The sequence below is a fragment of the Morganella sp. GD04133 genome, from assembly GCF_029835375.1.
Classification (GTDB): Bacteria; Pseudomonadota; Gammaproteobacteria; order Enterobacterales; family Enterobacteriaceae; genus Morganella; species Morganella morganii_B.
The window spans coordinates 73,732-97,933 of the sequence record NZ_JAODZS010000017.1; the positions used below are offsets into that span (position 1 = coordinate 73,732).

At 50.3% G+C, this 24,202-nt stretch carries 18 protein-coding genes, 1 tRNA gene and 4 pseudogenes; 16 read left to right on the forward strand and 7 right to left on the reverse strand.

Going from position 1 to position 24,202, the window contains the following annotated elements; translation table 11 throughout:
• Positions 1-254 precede the first annotated feature (254 nt).
• The 3 genes and pseudogenes from N7387_RS10250 to N7387_RS10260 form a co-directional block, all read left to right on the forward strand.
• Positions 255-500: pseudogene (locus N7387_RS10250) on the forward strand (transposase); the annotation flags it as partial.
• Between the two features lie 67 nt (positions 501-567).
• Complete coding sequence (locus N7387_RS10255) at positions 568-1,719, forward strand: IS30-like element IS30 family transposase (RefSeq protein WP_279798720.1); 1,152 nt, start codon at positions 568-570, stop codon at positions 1,717-1,719.
• 8 nt (positions 1,720-1,727) lie between these two features.
• Positions 1,728-2,625 (forward strand): annotated as a pseudogene (locus tag N7387_RS10260) (IS3 family transposase); the annotation flags it as partial.
• A 16-nt stretch (positions 2,626-2,641) separates the two neighbouring features.
• Here the strand turns inward: N7387_RS10260 and N7387_RS10265 are convergent.
• Both N7387_RS10265 and N7387_RS10270 read right to left on the reverse strand, forming a co-directional pair.
• Positions 2,642-3,451 (reverse strand): annotated as a pseudogene (locus tag N7387_RS10265) (integrase arm-type DNA-binding domain-containing protein); the annotation flags it as partial.
• Between the two features lie 202 nt (positions 3,452-3,653).
• A tRNA-Leu gene (locus tag N7387_RS10270) sits at positions 3,654-3,735 on the reverse strand.
• 396 nt (positions 3,736-4,131) lie between these two features.
• Between N7387_RS10270 and ampH the strand changes: the two genes are divergently transcribed.
• On the forward strand, positions 4,132-5,355 hold the full coding sequence (gene ampH, locus N7387_RS10275) for a D-alanyl-D-alanine-carboxypeptidase/endopeptidase AmpH (RefSeq protein ID WP_279798722.1): 1,224 nt from the start codon (positions 4,132-4,134) through the stop codon (positions 5,353-5,355).
• Positions 5,356-5,375: 20 nt separating this feature from the next.
• On the opposite strand, the gene N7387_RS10280 is transcribed toward ampH, so the two are convergent.
• Together N7387_RS10280 and N7387_RS10285 are read right to left on the reverse strand one after the other, a co-directional pair.
• Entirely contained in the window at positions 5,376-6,188 is an 813-nt protein-coding gene (locus N7387_RS10280) for a nucleotidyltransferase domain-containing protein (RefSeq protein WP_279798724.1), read from the reverse strand.
• Positions 6,189-6,191: 3 nt separating this feature from the next.
• Entirely contained in the window at positions 6,192-7,418 is a 1,227-nt protein-coding gene (locus tag N7387_RS10285; RefSeq protein ID WP_279798726.1) for an RtcB family protein, read from the reverse strand.
• A 195-nt stretch (positions 7,419-7,613) separates the two neighbouring features.
• Here N7387_RS10285 and rtcR point away from each other — a divergent pair.
• Positions 7,614-9,201 (forward strand): annotated as a pseudogene (rtcR, locus tag N7387_RS10290) (RNA repair transcriptional activator RtcR).
• Positions 9,202-9,262: 61 nt separating this feature from the next.
• Here rtcR and lptG read toward each other — a convergent pair.
• Both lptG and lptF read right to left on the reverse strand, forming a co-directional pair.
• Positions 9,263-10,345, reverse strand: a complete 1,083-nt coding sequence (gene lptG / locus N7387_RS10295; RefSeq protein ID WP_279798728.1) for an LPS export ABC transporter permease LptG — start codon at positions 10,343-10,345, stop codon at positions 9,263-9,265.
• Positions 10,345-11,448 (reverse strand): LPS export ABC transporter permease LptF, encoded by a 1,104-nt coding sequence (gene lptF / locus N7387_RS10300; RefSeq protein ID WP_262882609.1) that lies wholly within the window; start codon positions 11,446-11,448, stop codon positions 10,345-10,347. The genes lptG and lptF overlap by 1 nt, the downstream gene beginning before the upstream one ends.
• Positions 11,449-11,731: 283 nt before the next feature.
• On the opposite strand from lptF, the gene pepA reads away from it, so the two are divergent.
• From pepA to N7387_RS10330, 6 genes are all read left to right on the forward strand, one after another.
• Entirely contained in the window at positions 11,732-13,243 is a 1,512-nt protein-coding gene (pepA, locus tag N7387_RS10305) for a leucyl aminopeptidase (RefSeq protein ID WP_004234614.1), read from the forward strand.
• 96 nt (positions 13,244-13,339) lie between these two features.
• On the forward strand, positions 13,340-13,789 hold the full coding sequence (locus tag N7387_RS10310; RefSeq protein ID WP_214181675.1) for a DNA polymerase III subunit chi: 450 nt from the start codon (positions 13,340-13,342) through the stop codon (positions 13,787-13,789).
• Positions 13,790-13,847: 58 nt separating this feature from the next.
• On the forward strand, positions 13,848-16,703 hold the full coding sequence (locus N7387_RS10315; RefSeq protein ID WP_279798754.1) for a valine--tRNA ligase: 2,856 nt from the start codon (positions 13,848-13,850) through the stop codon (positions 16,701-16,703).
• 131 nt (positions 16,704-16,834) lie between these two features.
• Positions 16,835-17,827, forward strand: coding sequence for a prolyl oligopeptidase family serine peptidase (locus N7387_RS10320; protein WP_279798735.1), 993 nt, complete (start codon positions 16,835-16,837; stop codon positions 17,825-17,827).
• Positions 17,828-18,031: 204 nt separating this feature from the next.
• Positions 18,032-18,535 (forward strand): GNAT family N-acetyltransferase, encoded by a 504-nt coding sequence (locus tag N7387_RS10325; RefSeq protein WP_279798737.1) that lies wholly within the window; start codon positions 18,032-18,034, stop codon positions 18,533-18,535.
• Positions 18,536-18,638: 103 nt separating this feature from the next.
• Positions 18,639-18,980 carry a hypothetical protein gene (locus N7387_RS10330; RefSeq protein ID WP_025152399.1) on the forward strand — a complete coding sequence of 114 codons (342 nt, stop codon included), beginning with the start codon at positions 18,639-18,641 and terminating at the stop codon, positions 18,978-18,980.
• A gap of 82 nt (positions 18,981-19,062) precedes the next feature.
• On the opposite strand, the gene rraB is transcribed toward N7387_RS10330, so the two are convergent.
• Positions 19,063-19,479 carry a ribonuclease E inhibitor RraB gene (gene rraB / locus N7387_RS10335; protein ID WP_024474281.1) on the reverse strand — a complete coding sequence of 139 codons (417 nt, stop codon included), beginning with the start codon at positions 19,477-19,479 and terminating at the stop codon, positions 19,063-19,065.
• Between the two features lie 140 nt (positions 19,480-19,619).
• Here rraB and argF point away from each other — a divergent pair, with 140 nt between their 5' ends.
• The 5 genes from argF to N7387_RS10360 all read left to right on the forward strand — a co-directional run.
• On the forward strand, positions 19,620-20,633 hold the full coding sequence (gene argF / locus N7387_RS10340; protein WP_262861515.1) for an ornithine carbamoyltransferase: 1,014 nt from the start codon (positions 19,620-19,622) through the stop codon (positions 20,631-20,633).
• A gap of 267 nt (positions 20,634-20,900) precedes the next feature.
• A complete protein-coding gene (gene pyrB / locus N7387_RS10345) occupies positions 20,901-21,836 on the forward strand; it encodes an aspartate carbamoyltransferase (protein ID WP_262861516.1) in 936 nt (311 codons plus the stop codon).
• Between the two features lie 10 nt (positions 21,837-21,846).
• Positions 21,847-22,311: an aspartate carbamoyltransferase regulatory subunit gene (gene pyrI / locus N7387_RS10350; protein WP_279798740.1), complete on the forward strand. Its 465-nt coding sequence runs from the start codon at positions 21,847-21,849 to the stop codon at positions 22,309-22,311.
• Positions 22,312-22,406: 95 nt separating this feature from the next.
• A complete protein-coding gene (gene ridA / locus N7387_RS10355; RefSeq protein WP_004234600.1) occupies positions 22,407-22,793 on the forward strand; it encodes a 2-iminobutanoate/2-iminopropanoate deaminase in 387 nt (128 codons plus the stop codon).
• Between the two features lie 581 nt (positions 22,794-23,374).
• On the forward strand, positions 23,375-24,202 hold an 828-nt coding region (locus tag N7387_RS10360), incomplete at its 3' end, for a Tar ligand binding domain-containing protein (protein WP_279798743.1).

Here is a 24,202-nt window from a genome sequence, read left to right on the forward strand (position 1 = left end):
TCATCACCAGAGGGGCCAAACCAACTGCTCTGATAAGGATTCTAAACCCTCATGGCTGAAAGTCAAGTCCCCTACCCTTACAGCGAAGATAATCATAGTATCATCAGTAGTTTATCAGAAGCTCGCTTTGCTCCTTACTTAAAAAATGCAGGATTTAATCAGCATTATGCTTTTAGTCTGTATCTGTACAATGAATAGCCATGGGTTTAACAGACACCTCAGAGTCATTTAAAATGGCTTAAAAAGAGGTGCACATGAGCAGTAAGCGTTATCCTGAAGAGTTTAAAATTGAAGCTGTCAAACAGGTTGTTGATCGTGGCCATTCTGTTTCCAGTGTCGCAACACGTCTCGATATCACTACCCACAGCCTTTATGCCTGGATAAAGAAATACAGGCCGGACTCTTCCACCAACAAAGAGCAGTCAGATGCTCAGGCCGAGATCCGCCGACTCCAGAAAGAGCTGAAGCGGGTTACTGACGAACGGGACATATTAAAAAAAGCCGCTGTAGATTCAATTGGTCAACGCAACAGTTATGTGAAAACATGGAGTTGCGGAGGTTTTTTGAATGAGACGAACATTTACAGCAGAGGAAAAAGCCTCTGTTTTTGAACTATGGAAGAACGGAACAGGCTTCAGTGAAATAGCGAATATCCTGGGTTCAAAACCCGGAACGATCTTCACTATGTTAAGGGATACTGGCGGCATAAAACCCCATGAGCGTAAGCGGGCTGTAGCTCACCTGACACTGTCTGAGCGCGAGGAGATACGAGCTGGTTTGTCAGCCAAAATGAGCATTCGTGCGATAGCTACTGCGCTGAATCGTAGTCCTTCGACGATCTCACGTGAAGTTCAGCGTAATCGGGGCAGACGCTATTACAAAGCTGTTGATGCTAATAACCGAGCCAACAGAATGGCGAAAAGGCCAAAACCGTGCTTACTGGATCAAAATTTACCATTGCGAAAGCTTGTTCTGGAAAAGCTGGAGATGAAATGGTCTCCAGAGCAAATATCAGGATGGTTAAGGCGAACAAAACCACGTCAAAAAACGCTGCGAATATCACCTGAGACAATTTATAAAACGCTGTACTTTCGTAGCCGTGAAGCGCTACACCACCTGAATATACAGCATCTGCGACGGTCGCATAGCCTTCGCCATGGCAGGCGTCATACCCGTAAAGGCGAAAGAGGTACGATTAACATAGTGAACGGAACACCAATTCACGAACGTTCCCGAAATATCGATAACAGACGCTCTCTGGGGCATTGGGAGGGCGATTTAGTCTCAGGTACAAAAAACTCTCATATAGCCACACTTGTAGACCGAAAATCACGTTATACGATCATCCTTAGACTCAGTGGCAAAGATTCTGTCTCAGTAAATCAGGCTCTTACCGACAAATTCCTGAGTTTACCGTCAGAACTCAGAAAATCACTGACATGGGACAGAGGAATGGAACTGGCCAGACATCTAGAATTTACTGTCAGCACCGGCGTTAAAGTTTACTTCTGCGATCCTCAGAGTCCTTGGCAGCGGGGAACAAATGAGAACACAAATGGGCTAATTCGGCAGTACTTTCCTAAAAAGACATGTCTTGCCCAATATACTCAACATGAACTAGATCTGGTTGCTGCTCAGCTAAACAACAGACCGAGAAAGACACTGAAGTTTAAAACACCGAAAGAGATAATTGAAAGGGGTGTTGCATTGACAGATTGAATCTACAGCGGCGTACTTCGCAAAGCTATCCGACTGAGGTACGCCTTTATCCGTGACAACATCTGTTGCTGGCCTGTTCGCCTGCTCTGTCGCGTGCTGGATGTTCATCCCAGTGGCTTTTACGCCTGGATTCAGCAGCCGCATTCACAACGCCATCAGACAGACCTGAGACTGACAGGACAGATTAAACAGTTCTGGCTGGAGTCGGGATGTGTCTATGGTTATCGCAAGATCCATCTGGATTTGCGGGATACCGGGCAACAGTGCGGAGTCAACAGAGTCTGGCGACTGATGAAACGTGCCGGAATAAAGGCTCAGGTTGGATACCGGAGCCCGCGGGCACGTAAAGGCGAGGCCAGCATCGTGTCGCCCAACAGGCTCCAGCGACAGTTCAATCCGGATACTCCGGATGAGCGTTGGGTAACGGATATAACCTACATCAGAACCCACGAAGGCTGGCTGTATCTTGCCGTGGTTGTCGATCTGTTCTCACGCAAAATTATCGGCTGGTCAATGCAATCCCGGATGACAAAGGACATTGTCCTGAATGCATTGCTGATGGCTGTATGGCGGCGTAATCCTCAAAAACAGGTGCTGGTTCACTCGGATCAGGGCAGTCAGTACACTAGCCATGAGTGGCAGTCGTTCCTGAAATCACACGGCCTGGAGGGCAGCATGAGCCGTCGCGGTAACTGCCATGATAATGCGGTTGCAGAAAGTTTTTTCCAGTTGCTGAAGCGTGAACGGATAAAGAAAAAGATCTACGGAACGCGGGAAGAAGCCCGCAGCGATATTTTTGATTACATCGAAATGTTTTATAACAGTAAGCGTCGGCATGGTTCTAGCGAGCAGATGTCACCGGCAGAATATGAAAAGCAGTATTATCAACGGCTCGGAAGTGTCTAGATTATCCGTGGCGATTCACTCCTTCCAATAGCTCGCGCTCTCCCGGAATCGTCCACATAGCAGTTTCAAAATCGACTTCTGACCAGCGTGCAAAACGCAGTTCACTAGACCGAATGAAGACCAACAACGTCAGCTCCACAGCTAAGCGTGTTAGTGGTCTGCCGGTATATGTGTCGATACGATGAAGTAGTTCAGGAATACGATTAAGTTCTAGCGCAGCGCGATGTTGCCGCTTAGCTGTAGCAACCGCTCCAGCGATCTCTTGTGCAGGGTTGTAATCGATTAAACCGCTCTGCACAGCAAATCGCATAATTGCTGTTGTTCGTTGTTGTAGACGTGCTGCCACCTCAAGACGTCCAGACATCTCCACGGCTTTGATAGGAATAAGTAAATCTCTGGTTTTTAGCTCAGCGATATTTCGCTTACCAATCGCATCAAAGAGATTATCTTCCAGACTCTTAAGAACACGACCACTATGCGACTCAGACCACTTTTGATTGCTGGCGTGCCAGTCTCTGGCAACAGATTCAAAAGTGATGACCTCTCTAGCCTGTTCTTCTTTTACTGCACGCTTATGTTCACGAGGATCGACACCGGCAGCAACAAGCCTCCTGGCCTCCTCCCTCTTTTGCCGAGCATCAGCCAGTGACGTTTCGGGATAAACACCAAAAGCCATCAGGTGTTGTTTACCGCCAAAGCAGAAACGAAAGCGCCAGTATTTGGAGCCGTTAGGGTGTATCAGCAAAAACATGCCCCCCCCATCGACAAGGGTATACTCCTTTTCCTGTGGTTTTGCAGAACGCACTTTGATATCTGTCAGAGCCATAAAAGTTCTCCTTCCATGTGCCGCCGTGAGTATACAACCATTATCGAACCAGCATATATACTCGGTTCTATACTCACAAGCGACTTGATGTGGGTTGACTCAGATTGACTTCTGTTGAGTGAAAAAGCGAGGGAAGCCTTGTGGATACTGGATTTCAGGCACAAAAAAAGCCACCTCGCGGTAGCTTGATTTCACTTAAGAATGCCGAAGGCCGGAATCGAACCGGCACGCCCGTGGGCGGTTGATTTTGAATCAACTGCGTCTACCAATTCCGCCACTCCGGCACAGAAGTGTGTTCTGGAAAACGTCGTTATTATACTTGCGGCACTCTGTGGTGCAACAACTATCACAGAGGCGGTTTGCTGAGTGGTTAAAAAGACGGCGTTTCAGCAGGATACGGGATGTGTGCGGTGGCGGGAGAATCCCGCTTTATTTCCGCACTGAATAATAATATTTTTTTATTTGCCGCGATTGTGCCCCGGATGAATAGACTTCAATACAATTGCTTATATAATCCTCTCCGGTTCCCGATAAATGTGAGGTGGGTATGGGCTTTGCCGGATGGGTTGCGACAGGTATTTTTATTGGTATTGTCATTGGTATCCTGTTACGTATCTTCAAAAAATAACTGACTTACAGTGTCATATCCCTGTGTCTGCATGGAAGGCTGTTGAATTATCATGAGTAAATTACACCGTCATATTGTGCGCCTGATGCCGTTGTCGCTGCTGGCTATCGCGCTGTCCGCCTGTTCTTCGCAGCCGGAGAAACACAGTACAGCGCCTGCCGAACGTCCGCCGCTTGACTGGTCTATTGTTGAAAGCAATCCGGAAGCGCTGAAGCTGGCACCGCAGCTGGTCGATGAGGTAGGTGAGAAAATTTTCGCCGAAACCGATGCCCGCGGTATGTTTATGGTGGTGATTGATAATAATGAGGTGTTTCACCGCAGCTACGGCGAGACCCGTCCCGGCAATGGTATTAAGCCACGGACGGATTCACTGATCCGCATTGCGTCCGTCAGTAAGCTGATGACCAGCGAAGTGATGGTGAAGATGGCGGATGATGGCCTGGTCAATCTCAATGATCCGCTGCAGAAATACAGTTATAAGCAGTCTTCCGTGCCGTCTTATAACGGCAAGCCGATCCGCCTGTTCCACCTGGCGAGTCATACCAGTATTCTGCCGCGTGAGCAGCCCGGCGGAAAGTGGGGTCGTCCGGTGTTTACCTGGCCGAGCCGTGATCAGCGCTGGACCTGGCTGAAAACCGCCAAACTGACGGCACAGCCGGGAACGGAAGCCGCGTATTCCAATCTGGCCTATGATTTACTGGCAGATGCCCTGGAAAAAGCCGGAAATCGTCCGTACAGCGAGCTGTTCCGCCACTATGTGACACAACCAGCGGGTATGAAAGATACGACCTATAATCCGTCTGCCGCGCAGTGTAAGCGGCTGATGGTCGGGTTTAAACCGAGTGATTGTTACAGCACGCTGGCGGCTATCGGCAGCGGCGGTGTGTATTCCACCCCGGCAGATATGCAGAAGTGGATGCAGCGCTTCCTCTCTTCCGGCAACACGCAGCGTAAAGCGACCGCCACCAAAGAGCAGACTATCTATTTTAAACGTGGTCATCTCAATGAGATCAAAGGAATGGATGTTGCCGGTGAGGCCGACGGTCTGGGTCTCGGCTGGGTGTATCTGGCACCGGTCGGGGAAATCCCCGCGATTTATCAGAAAACCGGCGGCGGCGGCGGGTTTAATACCTATATGGCGATGATACCGGAGAAAAATATCGGTGTGTTCGTGGTGATGACCCGCAAAGACGGCAGTAAATTCAGTCCGTTACCGAATGGTGTCAATGATCTGGTCCGCTCCCTGGCAGATCTGCATACCCGTAATTACCTGTGATACAAAAAAACATGCCCGCATCAGGCGCGGGCATGTTCTGTATATGCAGTGACGGTTTTCATCAGAAACCGATCCAGTAACCGGCTGTCGTGATAATACGGTGCTTCCGGTAACGGGTTCTCAGCCTCATTCAGCACATCCTGAATCAGCCGGTCAACCGCCGGGCGCCGCACTCCATAGTGGCTTTCACCGGACGATGTTTTCAGTATCAGTAATTCTCTGATCTCAGCCAGCACATCCGTATCGGTTATCGTACCCGCCACCAGCGCGTCAAATGCCATCGGCGGCAGACCTTTCCCGGCGGCTATCCAGCGCAATGCCATCACCGGCCTCAGGACATAAAAGTATTTTTTCAACCTGACCTGCTCTGCCAGCAAATGCTCCTGTGTGTTGCGTTTTGCCATCGACAGGTAGTGATAGCGTGCCTTGCGCACAGAATAAAACTGCTCTGCAAGTACTTTTATTTCCCCGGTGAAGGCTTCATCCTGATAATACACCACCGGTGAACTCAGCCACTCAATCAGCGCCGGGTTGGAGTTTCTCAGCAGTCTCAGTGCTTTGGATAACTCCCAGCCTGCCACATCCAGCTCATCATCGATCGGTTTTTCAATCACATCCCGCTTTTTGTCGAGCGCGAGATACCACTCCGGCTGATGCACATAGATAAACCGCACATCATAGTCACTGTCGTGGGAGGCAAAACCCCACCCGCGACTGCCGGATTCACAGGCATAGAGCACTTTTACGCGGTGTGTTTTTTCGATCTGCGCCAGTGTCTCTTTTATCCGTTCCCGCATGGCAGCGGAGACGGCTCCGTCATATTTCTCACTCATTTTCTACCCCTTCACACACACCACCTGACGCAGTGTATGCACAATTTCCACCAGCGATGACTGTGCGGTCATCACCGCATCGATATCTTTGTACGCCATCGGGATCTCGTCGATCACATCGCTGTCTTTACGGCACTCCACATGAGCAGTAGCGCGCTGCTGGTCTGCCACCGAGAAACGTTTTTTTGCTTCGGTACGGCTCATTACACGGCCTGCGCCGTGGCTGCATGAGCAGAAGCTTTCTTCGTTTCCGCGTCCGCGCACAATGTAGCTCTTCGCCCCCATCGAGCCCGGAATGATCCCCATCTGGCCTTTTTGTGCCGATACCGCCCCTTTTCGTGTTACCAACACTTCCTCACCAAAATGCTGTTCTTTCTGCACATAGTTATGGTGGCAGTTCACGGCTTCCTGCTGTGTGGTGAACGGTTTGGTGATCTCGCGGGATAGCGCTTCCAGCACGCGGTGCATCATCACTTCACGGTTATGACGGGCAAAATCCTGCGCCCAGCCGACCGCTTCCATATAATCATTAAAATGCACACTTCCCTCTTCGAAATACGCCAGGTCGCGATCCGGCAGATTGGCAATGTGGGTCTGCATATCTTTTTGTGCCAGCGAGATAAACAGGTTACCAATGGCATTACCGACACCGCGTGACCCGCTGTGCAGCATCACCCAGACGAAACCTGCCTCATCCAGGCACAGTTCGATAAAGTGGTTCCCGGTTCCCAGCGTTCCCAGATGTTTGTAGTTGTTGGTATTACGCAGTTTCGGGTATTTATCGCAGATACGACGGAACTGTTCATCCAGCTGCATCCAGTGGTTATCAACGATATCCGGGACATTTTTCCAGGTTCCCTTATCCCGTCCGTGACGTTCGGTGGTGCGTCCGTGCGGTACCGCGGCCTCAATAGCAAAGCGGATATTTTGCAGGCTGTCCGGCAGGTCGGACGCAGTCAGTGAGGTTTTCACCGCGATCATTCCGCAACCGATATCCACCCCGACGGCGGCCGGGATTATCGCGCCTTTGGTCGGGATCACACTGCCGATAGTCGATCCTTTTCCGACATGCACGTCCGGCATCACCGCCAGGTGTTTAAAAATAAAGGGCATTTTTGCCGTATTCTGCAATTGCAGCACCGCTTTCGGATCAACCGGCACACCGTTGGTCCACAATTTTACCGGCGCACTGTTTTCCTGAATCAATTCATTAAAATCACGATTTATCATTTTTACATTCCTTTCGTTTGGTACCGGTAGTATTGCGATAAGTGTGCCAGTTTTGTTTAATCGAGAAATATTTATTTATCACACTGATATTTAACGAATAATTAATTACACCGATTTTTTAGATAACATCCAGCCCTGAAATCCCGTATGCTATTTTTATCTTTTAATATCGCCTTTTATCCGGAAAGATAAGTTATGTCATCCGCAAAGAAAAACGTTGTGATTGGTGTTCTCGGCACCGTGCTCGACCGGCGCGGCAAGAAAGCCAACCGCTGGCAGAAATGGCGGCCGAGTATCGGGCTGTGTCAGCAGCCGGATCTGCATATTGACCGCTTTGAACTGGTTTATCAGCCGGGTGATATGCAGACCGCAGGCCGGGTAAAAGAGGATATAGAGCAGGCATCCCCGCAGACAGAAGTGATGCTGCGTGAGGTGGATATTGCCGATCCGTGGGATTTTGAGCAGGTGTATACCGCGTTGCTGGACTTTGCCACTCACTACCCGTTTGATACTGAAAATGAAGAGTATCTGGTGCATATCACCACCGGCACCCATGTGGTGCAGATTTGCTGGTTCCTGCTGACCGAAGCCAGCTATCTGCCCGCGCGTCTTATCCAGACTGCGCCGCGCCATGATGCGCGGGATAACGATCCTGCCGGGGTGTATACCATTATTAACCTCGATCTCAGCCGCTATACACAGATCACCGGGCGCTTTCAGAAAGAGCAGCAGGCACAGGTCGCGTTTCTGAAGTCCGGTATTGCCACGCGCAATGCCGGGTTTAATACCATGATCGATAAAATCGAGCGTGTTGCTCTGCGCTCCTCCGCGCCTGTTTTGCTGACCGGGCCGACCGGTGCCGGGAAATCATTCCTGGCACGGCGGATTTATGAACTGCGCCGCAGCCGCCATCAGGTAAAAGGGCGTTTTGTGGCGGTGAACTGTGCCACACTGCGCGGCGATAATGCTATGTCCGCCCTGTTCGGCCATGTGAAAGGGGCATTTACCGGGGCGGTTCAGGCCCGCGGAGGGCTGCTGAAAGAGGCCGATGGCGGGATTTTATTTCTGGATGAGATTGCTGAACTGGGTGCCGACGAACAGGCAATGTTGCTGAAAGCCATTGAGGAAAAAACGCTTTTTCCCTTACGGCTCGGATCATGAAACAGAAAGTGATTTTTCCCTGATCGCCGGTACCCACCGCAATCTGGCACAGCGGGTCAGCGAAGGGCTGTTCCGGGAAGATTTATACGCCCGCATCAATATGTGGACCTTTGCCCTGCCGGGGCTGGCACAGCGGCGCGAGGATATTGAACCGAACGTGGATTATGAGCTGGCAAAATACAGCCGCGATCAGCAGACCCGGGTCCGCTTTGATACCGATGCCAGGCAGCACTATCTCGCCTTTGCCTGCTCATCACAGGCTTTGTGGCGCGGTAATTTTCGTGAACTGAGCGCCTCTGTCACGCGGATGGCAACCTTTGCGGAGAACAGGCGGATCACCACCGCACTGGTGCAGGAAGAAACCGGACGGCTGAAAAGCCAGTGGCACAGCGCGGAAACAGTGGTGACGTTGCCTGCCGGGGTGGGTGAAATTGATTTATTTGATCGTCAGCAGCTGGAAACCGTCATTGCCGTCTGCCGCCGATCACAGACACTTTCTGATGCCGGACGCACACTGTTTGCCGTTTCCCGTCAGCAGAAAAAACAACCCAATGATGCCGACCGGCTGCGAAAGTATCTGGCCCGCTTTAATCTCAGCTGGGAACAGATTACCGGCCGCTGAAATGACAGAGCCGGTCAGTATGCACTGACCGGCTCTGTATACCGATATCCGTAACTGCTGGTTACTTACGTTTGATCAGCATATATAAACTGATCGCCAGGAACAGCAGGCTCGGCAGCAGTGCCCCCAAAAATGGCGGGAACTTGTAAGTGAGACTGAGAGAGCCGAAAATTTCATTGGAAACGTAGAACACGAATCCGCAGGCAATCCCCGTCACTACCCGCACCCCCATCGCTACGGAGCGCAGCGGCCCGAAGATAAACGACAGTGCCATCAGCATCATCACGGCTACGGAAAGTGGCGCAAACACCTTTTTCCACAGGTTCAGCTGATAACGCCCCGCATCCTGTCCGCTCTGCTGTAAGTAATCAACATACTGATACAGGCCGCTTATCGATAATGCTTCCGGGTCCAGTGCCGCTACACTCAGTTTTTCCGGTGTCATCTGCGTCTGCCAGGTCATTAACAGCTTCTGCTCACCGGTAATCACATAGATATCTTTCAGCACTGATTCCTGCACCTGGCTCAGTGTCCAGGTACCGGAATCCGAATTGTAATCCGCCGCTGCCGCACTGAGGATGGATTTCAGTTTATGGTCGCCGTTCATCCGGTACAGTGTGATGCCCTTCAGCTGCGTCTCACTGTCAACGCGCTGAATATAAATAAAGTCACTGCCGTCTTTGGCCCACATCCCGCGGTTGGTCGCCAGCAGCGAAGCACCGTTTGTTTTCTGTGCGCGGTAGTTGCGTGCCCACTGTTCACCGGACGGCGCCAGCCATTCACCGACAATCATGGTCAGGATCACCAGCGGGATAGCGGTTTTCATCACCGAACCCGCCACCTGGAGACGACTGTAGCCGGAAGCCTGCATCACCACCAGCTCACTGCGGGTCGCCAGCGCGCCCAGTCCCATCAGTGCCCCGAGCAGTGCAGCCATCGGGAAGAAAATCTGAATATCCTTGGGGATACTCATGATGGTATACAGCCCGGCATCCCAGGTGGAGTATTCCCCCTGGCCGACTCTGCGCAGCTGATCGACAAATTTGATAATCCCGGATAATGACACCAGCATAAACAGGGTCATCATAATGGATTGCAGAATCGTCCGCCCGATGTAGCGGTCAAGAACAAGTACTTTAAACATCAGGCAACCCCCTGAACACGGGCAGAGCCAAAGCGCAGACGGCGGACGGCTGTGGTATTCCACAGATTCAGCACCACCGCGAGAGCCAGATAACTGAGATTAACCACCCACGGCCAGACCATCGGATCCAGCCTGCCCTTCTCGCCGCTTGAACGCAGCGAACTTTGTAACAGGAAGAAAATCAGATACAGCAGCATTGCCGGCAGCATACTCAGCACACGCCCCTGACGCGGGTTCACCTCGGAGAGCGGCACCACCATCAGTGCCATCACCACCACGGAGAAGATCAGGGTCAGACGCCAGTGGAACTCCGCGCGGGCGGCCTTGTCTGTCTCTTTCCACAGCTCAGGCAAGGTCATCTGCTGGTAGTTACTGTCACCGGTTTTTGCATCACGGTGATCAACAATCGCCTGATAATCGGTAAAATCCGTGATCCGGAAATCGCGCAGATACGCGGTACCCTCATAGCGGGTGCCTTTATCCAGCACCACCACCTGATTACCGTTCTCTTTTTCGGTCATATGTCCGCTGTCCGCCACCACAATGGACGGGCGCTGTTCGTTTCTCGCCCAAATCTGGGCAATAAAGACATTACTGAAGCGGTTACCGTCCACATCCCCGAGATAGAGCACCATACTGCCGTCATCAGAGACTTTAAACTGCCCGCCGACCATCGCCGTCACGCCCGGGTTGGCTTTGACTTCCTCCAGGACCTTTTCCTGATACTGGGATGACCACGGGATCAGCCAGACCACGTTGACAGCGGCCACAACGGCGGTAAAGAACGCCAGGATCATGGCCGCTTTCACCAGGACATTATTACCCAGACCACAGGCATGCATCACGGTGATTTCGCTTTCAGTATAGAGTTTACTGTAGGTCATCAGCAGCCCGAGGAAGAGGCTCAGCGGCAGAATAAGCTGCGCCATCTCCGGGATACCCAGCCCCAGCAGCGACACGACGAGTCCGGCCGGGATGCTGCCTTCAACGGCGGCACCCAGGACTTCAACCAGTTTTTGACAAAAGAAGATAAGCAACAGGATAAACAGAATCGCAATCTGTGCTTTTAATGTTTCTCTTACCAGATATCTAATAATGATCACGCTTAATACGCCTGTGAAAACTTGTGTTTTTGCATGAAAATAGCTAACTTCGTTCTGTGTTGACTATTTGTGTGCATTATTTTGCCGGCCTGAGGATGATTCCGGTATCAGACTACGTTTTTTCCTTCCTGTCAGGAAAGAAACGGAATTTTCATGAGATTCAGGACTCATAAAGTGCGCACACAGCTTATCATAAACTGTTTATAATCGATGGTGCAGATTAGTGCGAACGCTACATTTTAGCGGCAGCAGATGTCTTTGTCTTTAAGATTCAGGAGAGCGCATGGAGTTTAGTGTAAAAAGCGGCAGCCCGGAAAAGCAGCGCAGTGCTTGTATTGTGGTCGGGGTTTTCGAACCGCGTCGTCTGTCTCCTGTCGTGGAGCAGCTCGATAAAATCAGCGACGGCTACATCAGTGCTCTGCTGCGCCGCGGCGAGCTGGAGGGCAAGGTCGGGCAGTCACTGCTTCTGCACCATGTCCCGAATGTCCTGTCCGAGCGTATCCTGTTAATCGGCTGCGGGAAAGAACGTGAACTGGATGAACGCCAGTACAAACAGATTATCCGGACGACCATCAATACCCTGAATGAAACCGGGTCAATGGAAGCCGTCTGTTTTCTGACCGAGTTACATGTCAAAGGCCGCAATAACTACTGGAAAGTCCGGCAGGCGGTCGAAACAGCCAAAGAATCTCTCTATGTCTTTGATCAGCTGAAAAGTAACAAAACCGAATTACGCCGTCCGCTGCGCAAGCTGGTCTTCAATGTACCGACCCGCCGCGAACTGCCGACCGGTGAGAAAGCAATCAGCCACGGTCTGGCGATTGCCGCCGGTATCAAAGCTGCGAAAGATCTGGCCAATATGCCGCCGAATATCTGTAATGCCGCTTACCTGGCATCTCAGGCGCGTCAGCTGGCAGACAGCAACTCTCCGGTGCTCAGTACCCGGGTGATCGGCGAAGAGCAGATGAAAGAGCTGGGGATGCTGGCCTATCTGGCTGTCGGCCAGGGGTCACGCAATGAATCCCTGATGTCGGTGATTGAATATAAAGGCAATCCGGATCCGGAAGCGCGTCCGATCGTGTTAGTCGGCAAAGGCCTGACCTTTGACTCCGGCGGTATTTCCATCAAACCGGCTGACAGCATGGATGAGATGAAATACGACATGTGCGGCGCGGCAACCGTCTACGGTGTGATGCGTGTGGTCGCTGAGCTGGGTTTACCACTCAATGTGATCGGGATTCTCGCAGGCTGTGAAAACATGCCGGGCGGCAATGCCTATCGTCCGGGGGATATCCTCACCACCATGTCCGGCCAGACGGTGGAAGTGCTCAATACCGATGCGGAAGGCCGCCTGGTACTGTGTGACACCCTGACCTACGCCGAGCGTTTTGATCCGGAAACCGTGATCGACATCGCCACACTGACCGGTGCCTGTATGGTCGCACTCGGTAACCACTTCAGCGGCCTGATGGCAAACCACAATCCGCTGGCGCACGAGTTACTGAATGCCTCTGAACAGGCGGGTGACCGCGCATGGCGTCTGCCGCTGGCAGAAGAGTTCTACGAGCAGATCGAGTCTAATTTTGCGGATCTGGCAAACACCGGCGGCCGTCTCGGCGGCGCTATCACCGCGGGCTGCTTCCTGTCCCGTTTTGCCACCCGTTATAACTGGGCGCATCTGGATATCGCCGGCACCGCATGGCGCTCCGGAAAAAATAAAGGTGCAACAGGCCGTCCGGTTGCACTGCTGTCACAATTCCTGTTAAATCGTGCGGGTATCAGCACCGACGACTGACCGGAATTGCCGGGCCCTTGCGGCCCGGAAAAAGCATAAAGGTAACGGGGGATTGTGCTATCCTGAGCAATCCCCTTTTCTGCTATCAGAGATATTATGAAAAACGCCACCTTCTACCTGATGGAACAGCCATCCCCGTTTGATGACCTTGAGGCCCACGAGTGGCTGACCTGTCATCTGGCGGGTGAAGCCTGGCGCAACGGAAAACGGGTGCTTATCGCCTGTGAGTCACAACAGCAGGCGGAAAAACTGGATGAAGCCCTCTGGGCGCGGGAGCCCGATGCCTTTGTTCCGCATAATTTAGCCGGGGAGGGGCCGCGTTACGGCGCACCGGTCGAGCTGTGCTGGCCGCAGAAACGGGGAAATTCACCGCGTGATTTGCTGATAGCCCTGCTGCCGCAGTTCACAGATTTTGCGACAACCTTCCGTGAAGTGATAGACTTTGTGCCTATCGATGAACACTTAAAACAGTTGGCGCGCGAGCGATATAAAATCTATCGCAGCGTCGGCTTTACGATGACCATGGCCACGCCGCCAGCTTACTGATAAACAAAGATTAAAAATGGAAAAGACAACCGACAACCAACAGGCCTGCGAGCCGTCCCTGGATAAAACCTATAATCCAACGGAAATCGAAGGTCCTCTTTATACCCACTGGGAAAAAAGCGGCTATTTCAAACCAAACGGCAGAACAGACAAAGAAAGCTTCTGTATCGTGATCCCGCCGCCGAACGTCACCGGTAACCTGCATATGGGCCATGCTTTCCAGCAGACCATTATGGATACCATGATCCGCTACCAGCGCATGCAGGGCAAAAACACCCTGTGGCAGTCAGGGACTGACCACGCCGGTATCGCGACACAGATGGTTGTTGAACGCAAGATCGCCGCAGAAGAAGGCAAAACCCGTCACGATTACGGCCGCGAAGGTTTTATCGATAAAATCTGGGAATGGAAAGCGGAATCCGGCGGTAATATCTCCAACCAGATGCGCCGTCTGGGTAACTCCGTGGACTGGGAGCGCGAGCGCTTCACCATGGACGACGGCCTGTCAGCTGCGGTAAAAGAGGCGTTTGTCCGCCTGTATAAAGATAACCTGATTTACCGCGGAAAACGCCTGGTTAACTGGGACCCGAAACTGCACACCGCAATTTCTGACCTGGAAGTGGAAAACCGCGAAGTCAAAGGTTTCATGTGGCATATCCGTTATCCGCTTGCGGACGGCGCGAAAACCGCAGACGGTAAAGATTACCTGGTGGTCGCCACCACGCGTCCGGAAACCATGCTCGGTGATACCGGCGTGGCCGTTAACCCGGAAGATCCGCGTTACAAAGATCTGATCGGCAAAGAAATCATTCTGCCGATCGTCAACCGCCGCATTCCGATCCTCGGTGATGAACACGCGGATATGGAAAAAGGCACCGGTTGTGTGAAAATCACCCCGGCACACGACTTCAACGACTATGAAGTCGGTAAACGCCACCAGCTGACCATGATTAACATCATGGACTTCGACGGCAACATCCGCACTGAAGCGGAAGTGTTTGATACCAACGGCGAAGTGACTGACGCCTGCAGCAGTGAAATCCCGGCCGCTTACCGTGGCATGGAGCGTTTCGCCGCCCGTAAAGCGATCGTTAAAGAGTTCGAAGAGCTCGGCCTGCTGGAAGAGATCAAACCGCACGACCTGACCGTACCTTACGGCGATCGCGGCGGCGTGGTTATCGAACCGATGCTGACCGACCAGTGGTATGTGCGCACTGCCCCGCTGGCAAAAGAAGCCATCAAAGCGGTGGAAGACGGCGATATTCAGTTCGTGCCGAAGCAGTACGAAAACATGTACTTCTCCTGGATGCGTGATATTCAGGACTGGTGTATCTCCCGTCAGCTGTGGTGGGGCCACCGTATCCCGGCCTGGTATGACAATCAGGGCAACGTGTATGTCGGCCGCGACGAAGACGAAGTCCGCCGTGAGAACAATATCCCGGCGATGGTTGAACTACGCCAGGATGAAGACGTGCTGGATACCTGGTTCTCCTCCGGTCTGTGGACGTTCTCAACCCTGGGCTGGCCGGAAAATACCCCGGAACTGAAAGCATTCCACCCGACCAGCGTACTGGTCAGCGGCTTCGACATCATTTTCTTCTGGATCGCCCGCATGATCATGATGACCATGCACTTCATCAAAGATGAAAACGGCAAATCGCAGATCCCGTTCAAAACCATCTACATGACGGGTCTGATCCGTGATGAGGAAGGTCAGAAGATGTCGAAATCCAAAGGGAACGTTATTGACCCGCTGGATATGATCGACGGTATCTCTCTGCCTGAACTGCTGGAAAAACGCACCGGTAACATGATGCAGCCGCAGATGGCGGAAAAAATCGCCAAACGGACTGAAAAACAGTTCCCTGAAGGGATCGAAGCACACGGTACCGATGCCCTGCGCTTTACCCTGGCGGCGCTGGCCTCTACCGGCCGCGATATCAACTGGGATATGAAACGTCTGTCCGGTTACCGTAACTTCTGTAACAAGCTGTGGAACGCCAGCCGTTTCGTGCTGATGAATACCGAAGAGAAAGACTGCGGTCTGAACGGCGGTGAGATGGAATTTTCCCTGGCCGACCGCTGGATCCTGGCAGAATACAACAATACCGTGAAAGCCTACCGCGAAGCGCTGGATACCTACCGCTTTGATATTGCATCCAATATTCTGTATGAATTCACCTGGAACCAGTTCTGTGACTGGTATCTTGAGCTGTCCAAACCGGCCGTTCATAAAGGTACCGATGCCCAGAAACGTGCAGCACGTCATACCCTGATCACGGTACTGGAATCCCTGCTGCGCCTCGCACACCCGATTATTCCGTTTATCACGGAAACTATCTGGCAGCGCGTGAAAGTGGTTACCGGTGCGGAAGGCGATACCATCATGCTGCAGCCGTTCCCGGAATACGATGCTTCTCTGAATGACGAGCAGGCACTGCGTGACCTGGAGTGGATCAAAGAGACAATCGTTGCGGTACGTAATATTCGTGCTGAAATGAATATCGCACCAAGCAAGCCGCTGGAAGTGATGCTGCGCGGGGCAAGTGCTGATGCACAACGCCGTGTTGCGGAAAACAGCAACTTCCTGAAAGCGATGGCGCGTCTGGAATCCGTCCGTGTGATGGCCGAAGGCGAAACCGCACCGGTGTGTGTGACCAAGCTGGTGGAAGGCGCGGAAATCCTGATCCCGATGGCTGATCTTATCAATAAAGACGACGAACTGGCGCGTCTGGATAAAGAGCTGGAAAAAACGGAGAAAGAGATCGCGGCTATCGAAGGCAAACTGGCGAATGACGGCTTTGTCAGCCGTGCGCCGGAAGCAGTCGTAACCAAAGAGCGCGAGCGTCTTGCGGCAAACCGTGAAGCGAAAGAAAAACTGATTGCTCAGAAAGCGACGATCGCTGCATTGTGATCGTCACTGAACAGCAAAAACAATCCCGTTAACGGGTTCATGCCGGTCACCTCAGGTGACCGGCATTATTTTCAGTGAATAACGCGATGATATAACATCTTATTACATGGATATTTAAAAAGGACTATTTCGTGCTGACGTCATTACGATCGTATACCCTTTCCGTTTTCCTGTTTTTATTTACCGGCTTTCTGGCAGCCTCACCGTTATTTGCCTCTTCATTTGAACTGCGGGATGAAACCCTGGCTGAAGCACATCAGCGGTTTAAAACAAACATTACCGAACAAAGTTTTGATAATACCGATGCTCCCTGGCAGGCACCTTCCGATATATTCAATCTTATCACTTACCCTGCAAAAGCAGGGAATATGTTCGCTTATTTAACACCGCCACCGGCAAAAGAAAATACCCGGCTGCCTGCGGTAATATGGCTTAACGGCGGCTATGGCGGCATTGGTGGTGATGACTATTTCTGGCAGCCGAAACCGGTTAATAATGATCAGACTGCCGCAACGTTTCGTGATCCTGAGATAGTACTGATAATCCCGAGTTTTCGCGGTGAAAATACCAATCCGGGTCGTTATGAGATGTTCTTCGGTGAAATAGAAGATATTGAATCAGCGAGGCAGTATTTAACAACACTCCCTTATGTCGATCCGGATCGTATTTATATTGCCGGTCACAGCACAGGCGGTACAAAAGCATTACTCGCCAGTGAATACAGCGATAAGTTCAGAGCCGTTTTTTCATTAGGTGGTATTCCGGATCTGAAGCTGCGTACTGCACACAGTATGTCTGTTGCTATTCCATTCGATACAAGTAACGAGGAAGAATTTAATGTGCGGTCGGTATATCGCTATATTAAATCCATCAAACGCCCGACCTTCTACTTTGAAGGCGGTGACTATATGTGGCAAGAATTTGCCGATATGCAAAGGGACGCAAAGCAGAATCGTATTCCGTTGTATATTTATCATATAAAAAATGGTGATCACTTTGATATTATTGTTCCTGTCAGCCAGTTAATTAAAAAGAAAATACTCAGCGATACTGATACCAGTAAAGAAACAAATATCCGGTTTACGAAAAAAGATATTGAATGGATCAATCAGCAGATCCGCTGACACAGACGTAAAAAGTATTTATACCTGATACCGGTCACCAGGCGTGGCCGGTATGCCCCTCTAATTCCGCAGTCACCTGTTTACTTTGCGTGATAATTATTTATTATCATATTTATCGTTTCATACGATATCCACAGTAATCGCCCCTCAGGTTTATCCCCAGGCTTTACTTTTCACAATAAAAATAATGAGATAATGATATCCATGACAAGCAGCACAACAGAAAACTACACCCTCCGTCTGATCCGCCCGGAAGATAACCCCGGTATCGCACAGGTTATCCGTGAGGTCTCTGCTGAACACGGCCTGACCGCAGACAAAGGCTTTGCGGTCGCTGACCCGATTCTGGACACGTTATACGAGGTTTACAGCCAGCCGCGTGCCGCCTACTGGGTCATTGAAATGGATGGAGAGATCCTCGGCGGCGGCGGCGTTTCCGGCCTTGCCGGTGGTGACGGGAAAACGGCGGAATTACAGAAAATGTATCTCTCTTCCCGACTGCGCGGCAAAGGTCTGGCGAAAAAAATCGCCCTTCAGGCGCTCGAATTTGCTGAAGCGGAAGGCTACCGCCAGTGTTACCTGGAAACCACTGCCGATCTTCAGGCTGCGATTACGCTGTATGAAAAACTCGGGTTTATCTTCCTTGATGCCCCGCTGGGCGACACCGGCCACAGCGACTGTGAAGTCCGGATGCTGAAAGTCTTTTGAAAATTCCCGGTGCTTTTCTGATAGTTTCTCTCCGCTGTTTCTCTTACAGTCACTGCATATGTGATGGATATCACGTTTTATAACTGACAGACAGGAGATCAGGATGATCAGCACGATTCACGGAATGAATGACCTGTTATGTACCGCCGTAACGCTGAAAGCACCGGCAGAACGGCCGGTCTGCCGCATACAGGACGATGAACAGACAGAGATACAACAGAAAGGATGGCAGGGAGAGAGCCGCAGCCCGCAGCTCAGAACACAGCAAGGCCCGGTCCTTTATCAGACCATTGAGGCGATGAAAGAGGCGGAAGATGATATCAATATTCAGGATATTGAATTTTTAGGCTGTGCGCCGTTGCGACCGATGGTACGTGATAATCAGGCCGACTCACGGCGTGAACGCACTGCCCCGCTGAAGTCTGTTTTTTCAGTCACCGCCTGACCGGCAGACACAAAAAACCCCGATAATCGGTTGTCCAACTATCGGGGGTCACTTCACGCGGCAGGTTTTTCATGTCTGATGATCAGTGTAACGGCGCCTCATCAGCATCGTCGTCGTCATCTTCATCTTCGGCATCCGGGTCTTCGAAATAGGTGCCCCAGCCGTCGTAATCCACATCCATTTTTTCTGCCAGACGCGCCAGCTGCTCGACCTGAGCATCGATATGTTCCGCCGTCAGCCCGCATTCACTGATGATATCGCAGCATAACACCACCTGGCCGCCTTCCACTTCCAGCTCCTCGGCGTCCGTCACTTCATAACCCAGTTTGAATGCTTCAACTGCCGCTTTTTCCAGCTTGTCGTAATTCTCACTCGAAAAATGGTGTTCAATGGTGTATTGCGCATCAGGATCGCTGCCGTCTTCCAGCAGTTCTGCAATAATCGCACGGGTTTCTTCGCGCTGCTCTTCTAAAAACGCATCTAATTCTGACATGGCCATGTCCTCTGATAAGTGATACCCGCGCATTCTCCCACAGCCGCGCCAATTGAGCCACCCATAATAAAAAAGAATTTCCCGCCGGTGTTGCAATTGAATTTTTATTGATTTATGTTGAATATAAATTCACCGGAGAAACAACTATGAACCCATTTTATCAACAGTCATTTTTGCGGTTGCTTGACTATAAACCTGCCGATATTGAAGAACTGCTCAATCTTTCTGCTTATCTGAAACATGCCAAAAAAACCGGCTCGGAACAGCCGCTGATGAAAGGCAAAAATATTGCGCTGATTTTTGAAAAAGACTCCACCCGGACCCGCTGTGCCTTTGAAGTAGGTGCTTACGATCAGGGCGCACAGGTGACATATCTGGGATCATCCGGCAGTCAGATAGGCCACAAAGAATCGATCAAAGATACCGCCAGAGTGCTGGGCCGGATGTATGACGGCATTCAGTTTCGCGGCTATTCCCAGAAATCCGCCGAAGCGCTGGCACAATATGCCGGGGTTCCTGTCTGGAACGGGCTGACCGATGAGTTTCATCCGACACAGCTGATTGCGGATTTACTGACGATTCAGGAGCATGTGAAAAAACCGCTGTCCGACGTGAAATTTGCATATTTAGGCGATGCCCGTAATAACATGGGAAACACCATTGCTGAAATGGCCGCCGTAACCGGGATGGATGTCCGTCTGGTGGCACCGGCCGGGTGTCAGCCGTCAGAAACCCTTATCGCACAGTGCCGCAAAGCCGCTGAACTCACCGGCGGTAAAATCACCCTGACCGCCGATGTGGCAGAGGGCGTAAAAGATGCGGATGTGCTGTACACCGATGTGTGGGTCTCCATGGGCGAGGCGAAAGAGGTCTGGGCAGAGCGGATTAAACTGCTGACACCGTATCAGGTAAATCAGGATGTGGTGGATAAAACGGGCAATCCGGATGTTATCTTTATGCACTGCCTGCCGGCATTCCACGATACGGAAACCACCATGGGGCAATCCCTCGCGAAAGAATATGGTTTTACCAGCGGGATTGAGGTCACCAATGAGGTATTTGAATCAAAACACAGCGTGGTGTTTGACCAGGCAGAAAACCGGCTGCATTCCATCAAAGCGGTGATGGTTGCATCTCTTTCAAAAAACATACAATTTTAGATTCACCGGCAGCGTTGCATAAATTTCACCCGAAAAAGTGATGCCAAACGCTTGCGCCCGCTTGCAGGTTGCGTATAATGCCCCGCAATTTTGTCGGGAGGAAACAATGGTCATTGTGATTATCAGCACCGTAAAACCGGTGCCGGACAATGTGACATATCACGGACAGCCGCAGTGCGGCAATGTTTTCCATTCCCCCGTATTTATTTCAGAACCCCTCAATTGAGGGGTTTTTTTTTGCCTGGCCGAACACATGAGGAGACCCCAATGGCAAATCCGTTATACCTGCGCGATATCATCTCGATTAACGATCTCAGTCGTGATGAGCTGGAACTGGTATTAAACACTGCCGCGGCGCTGAAACAACGCCCTCAGCCTGAATTACTGAAGCACAAGGTGATCGCCAGCTGCTTCTTCGAGGCCTCAACCCGCACGCGGCTTTCCTTTGAAACCGCCATTCAGCGTCTGGGCGCGTCTGTTGTCGGCTTTTCAGACAGCAGCAACACCTCGCTGGGCAAAAAAGGTGAAACCCTGGCGGATACCATGAGCGTGATCAGTCAGTACGCGGATGCCATCGTGATGCGCCACCCGCAGGAAGGTGCGGCACGTCTGGTATCAGAGTTCTCCGGTAAGGTGCCGGTGATCAACGCCGGTGACGGTGCAAACCAGCATCCGACACAGACCCTGCTCGACCTGTTTACCATTCAGGAAACCCAGGGGCGTCTTGAAAACCTGCATATCGCCATGGTCGGTGACCTGAAATACGGGCGCACGGTACATTCGCTGTCACAGGCGCTGTCAAAATTCAGCGGCAACCACCTGCATTTTATTGCCCCGCAGGCACTGGCAATGCCGAATCACATCCTGCATATGCTGGATGAAAACGGCGTGGCGTACAGCGAACATCATTCTATTGATGAGGTACTTCCGCAGCTGGATGTGCTGTATATGACCCGCGTGCAGAAAGAGCGCCTCGATCCGTCGGAATACGCCAATGTCAAAGCCCAGTTTGTGCTGCGGGCGGCTGATCTGGCCAATGTGAAACCGAACCTGAAAGTGCTGCACCCGCTGCCGCGCATCGATGAGATAACCCCGGATGTGGATAAAACGCCTTACGCGTACTACTTCCAGCAGGCCGGAAACGGGATCTTTGCCCGTCAGGCGTTGTTATCTCTGGTGTTAAACGAAACTTTCCCGGCTTAAGGAGCACATCATGACTCAGGATCATAAATTACTGGTTGAAGCCATCAAATGCGGTACCGTTATCGACCATATCCCGGCAAATGTGGGATTTAAACTGCTCTCCTTTTTCCGCCTGACCGAGACGAACAGCCGTATTACTATCGGGCTGAACCTGCCGTCCAACAATATGGGGCGTAAAGATTTGATTAAACTGGAAGATACCTTCCTGACCCCGGAACAGGCCAACCAGCTCGGCTTTTATTCCCCGAAAGCCACAATTAATATTATCGAAGATTATCAGGTGGTTAAAAAATTGCCGATTAACCTGCCGGAGCGGATTGAAGGGGTGATTGTCTGCCCGAACAGCAACTGCATCAGTCACAATGAGCCAGTGGAAAGCAGCTTCACTGTTAAGTCCATTGCACAGGAAATTGTGTTAATCTGTAAGTACTGTGAGAAAGAATTTGATCACCACGCAATCATTAATAACCAATAAGATAGATCCAGGTCAGTTGTCCGGGAAAATCAGACGATTATAATGAGGGCGTTTTTAAAAGCTTAACAGCAATAATCATCCTACAGGAGTCCGTAATGACTAAAGTAATCGCAACAGAAAACGCACCAGCAGCAATCGGCCCATACGTCCAGGCAGTAGACCTGGGTAACATGGTAATGACTTCAGGTCAGATCCCTGTTGATCCGAAAACCGGTGCCGTTGCCGACGATGTTAAAGCGCAGGCGCGTCAGTCACTGAACAACATCAAAGCTATCATCGAACAGGCTGGTCTGAAGGTTACGGATATCGTGAAAACAACTGTTTTCGTTAAAGACCTGAACGACTTTGCTACTGTAAACGCAGAATACGCGGCTTTCTTTGATGAGCACAAAGCAGTATACCCTGCACGTTCTTGTGTTGAAGTTGCGCGTCTGCCAAAAGACGTTAAATTAGAAATCGAAGCAATCGCAGTCCGTAAATAATTACTGCGTTTTCTGAGAACGTCAGTAAAAAGCCACCTCTGCAAGAGGTGGCTCTGAACAGAGCCCCTTTACAGGGGCTCTGTCTGTTATGCATCATAAGAATATGTATTATTATTTTTAATTAAACTGTTTTTACGCTGGTATTAATAACACTTACAAAGTAATCAGCCATCTTCTTCCGTGATATAGCGATATATTATAATACAAAACCGCTGCCCTGTTTTCAGCAAATAAATGAATACCATTGATAAACCGATTACATTAACGGTATATGAAATCACGGAAGAAATCTGATTTCATTCCGGAGACTGAAAGTGAATATTGCTTTTACAGAGATGCTTACAGACAAAAGCGGTCAATTATAGTCTCTTATTCACAAATAAACCACCTACTGTTTATTTCATAACCTTGATACAATTTGCCATAATAATATTGTTTATCATTTTTCATTGCTTTTCAATAAGAATCTGAAATGTTTCAGGCGTAAATATCAACGGTAAGTATCGGCATTAATGATCTTCTGTCATAAATGGTATCCTATAACCGGTTTTTGTCATTAAAATGCTAATTCAAGGTGGAATATGTTAGAAAAAGTAAAAATATCAACAGGAATGCTCTTTATCCTGATCGCGTTTCTTTTGATGCAACTTATATCATCATTTTATTTTTTCAGGTTTATAAACTCACAGAATGAAATAAATAATACGATGACCGTTCAGTCAGAAAAAACCCATGTACTCGACCGTGTCTGGATTGGTTTTTTAGAGAACCGATCATTACTTAATATTATATCCAAAGGTGTAATGAAAGGCGTTTATGAAAATGACGAACAAAAGAACAAACGACTTGATTATGCTGAAGAACAAGTAGAAAAAACAAAATCAGATTGGTCAGAATTTAAATCAATGCCGACAAAATTTGGTGAAGACCTTGAAAGCAAAATGGATGCTGCTTTTAATGAATATCATGGTGCCCAGCTTGAGCTAATTCATTATTTACGCAACAACAGGTTAGATGATTTTGATAACCAACCTACCAGTGACTATCAGAATACATTCGGGAAATTATATGAGAATTATTATGCTGAAGATGTTATTTATCATGACAACCTTATTCAGAATAGTAAAAGTAATGAAACACTGACAATATGGATAACAATATTACTGCTTGTCAGCATTTGTATTACTATCATTTTAGTCTGGTTTGGTATTCGTCGTTTACTTATTTTACCTATGAATCACTTCCTGGAAAGCATTCAGCATATTGCAAAAGGTAATCTGATAAGACCGATTGATGTGACAGGGAGTTATGAAATCAAAAAACTGTCTGAAACATTGCGTGACATGCAGAACGAGCTTTCCAAAACGGTCAGTGATGTCCGTGATGGTGCCAATGCGATTTACAGCGGC

Excerpts from the sequence above, each read along its gene's own strand:
- lptG (WP_279798728.1), bottom strand. The coding sequence starts at position 10,345 with ATGTTTAAAGTACTTGTTCTTGACCGCTACATCGGGCGGACGATTCTG.
- N7387_RS10280 (WP_279798724.1), bottom strand. The coding sequence starts at position 6,188 with ATGAGTGAGAAATATGACGGAGCCGTCTCCGCTGCCATGCGGGAACGG.
- ridA (WP_004234600.1), top strand. The coding sequence starts at position 22,407 with ATGACTAAAGTAATCGCAACAGAAAACGCACCAGCAGCAATCGGCCCA.
- N7387_RS10285 (WP_279798726.1), bottom strand. The coding sequence starts at position 7,418 with ATGATAAATCGTGATTTTAATGAATTGATTCAGGAAAACAGTGCGCCG.
- pyrB (WP_262861516.1), top strand. The coding sequence starts at position 20,901 with ATGGCAAATCCGTTATACCTGCGCGATATCATCTCGATTAACGATCTC.
- argF (WP_262861515.1), top strand. The coding sequence starts at position 19,620 with ATGAACCCATTTTATCAACAGTCATTTTTGCGGTTGCTTGACTATAAA.
- ampH (WP_279798722.1), top strand. The coding sequence starts at position 4,132 with ATGAGTAAATTACACCGTCATATTGTGCGCCTGATGCCGTTGTCGCTG.
- N7387_RS10330 (WP_025152399.1), top strand. The coding sequence starts at position 18,639 with ATGATCAGCACGATTCACGGAATGAATGACCTGTTATGTACCGCCGTA.
- N7387_RS10325 (WP_279798737.1), top strand. The coding sequence starts at position 18,032 with ATGACAAGCAGCACAACAGAAAACTACACCCTCCGTCTGATCCGCCCG.
- N7387_RS10310 (WP_214181675.1), top strand. The coding sequence starts at position 13,340 with ATGAAAAACGCCACCTTCTACCTGATGGAACAGCCATCCCCGTTTGAT.
- pyrI (WP_279798740.1), top strand. The coding sequence starts at position 21,847 with ATGACTCAGGATCATAAATTACTGGTTGAAGCCATCAAATGCGGTACC.
- rraB (WP_024474281.1), bottom strand. The coding sequence starts at position 19,479 with ATGGCCATGTCAGAATTAGATGCGTTTTTAGAAGAGCAGCGCGAAGAA.
- pepA (WP_004234614.1), top strand. The coding sequence starts at position 11,732 with ATGGAGTTTAGTGTAAAAAGCGGCAGCCCGGAAAAGCAGCGCAGTGCT.
- N7387_RS10255 (WP_279798720.1), top strand. The coding sequence starts at position 568 with ATGAGACGAACATTTACAGCAGAGGAAAAAGCCTCTGTTTTTGAACTA.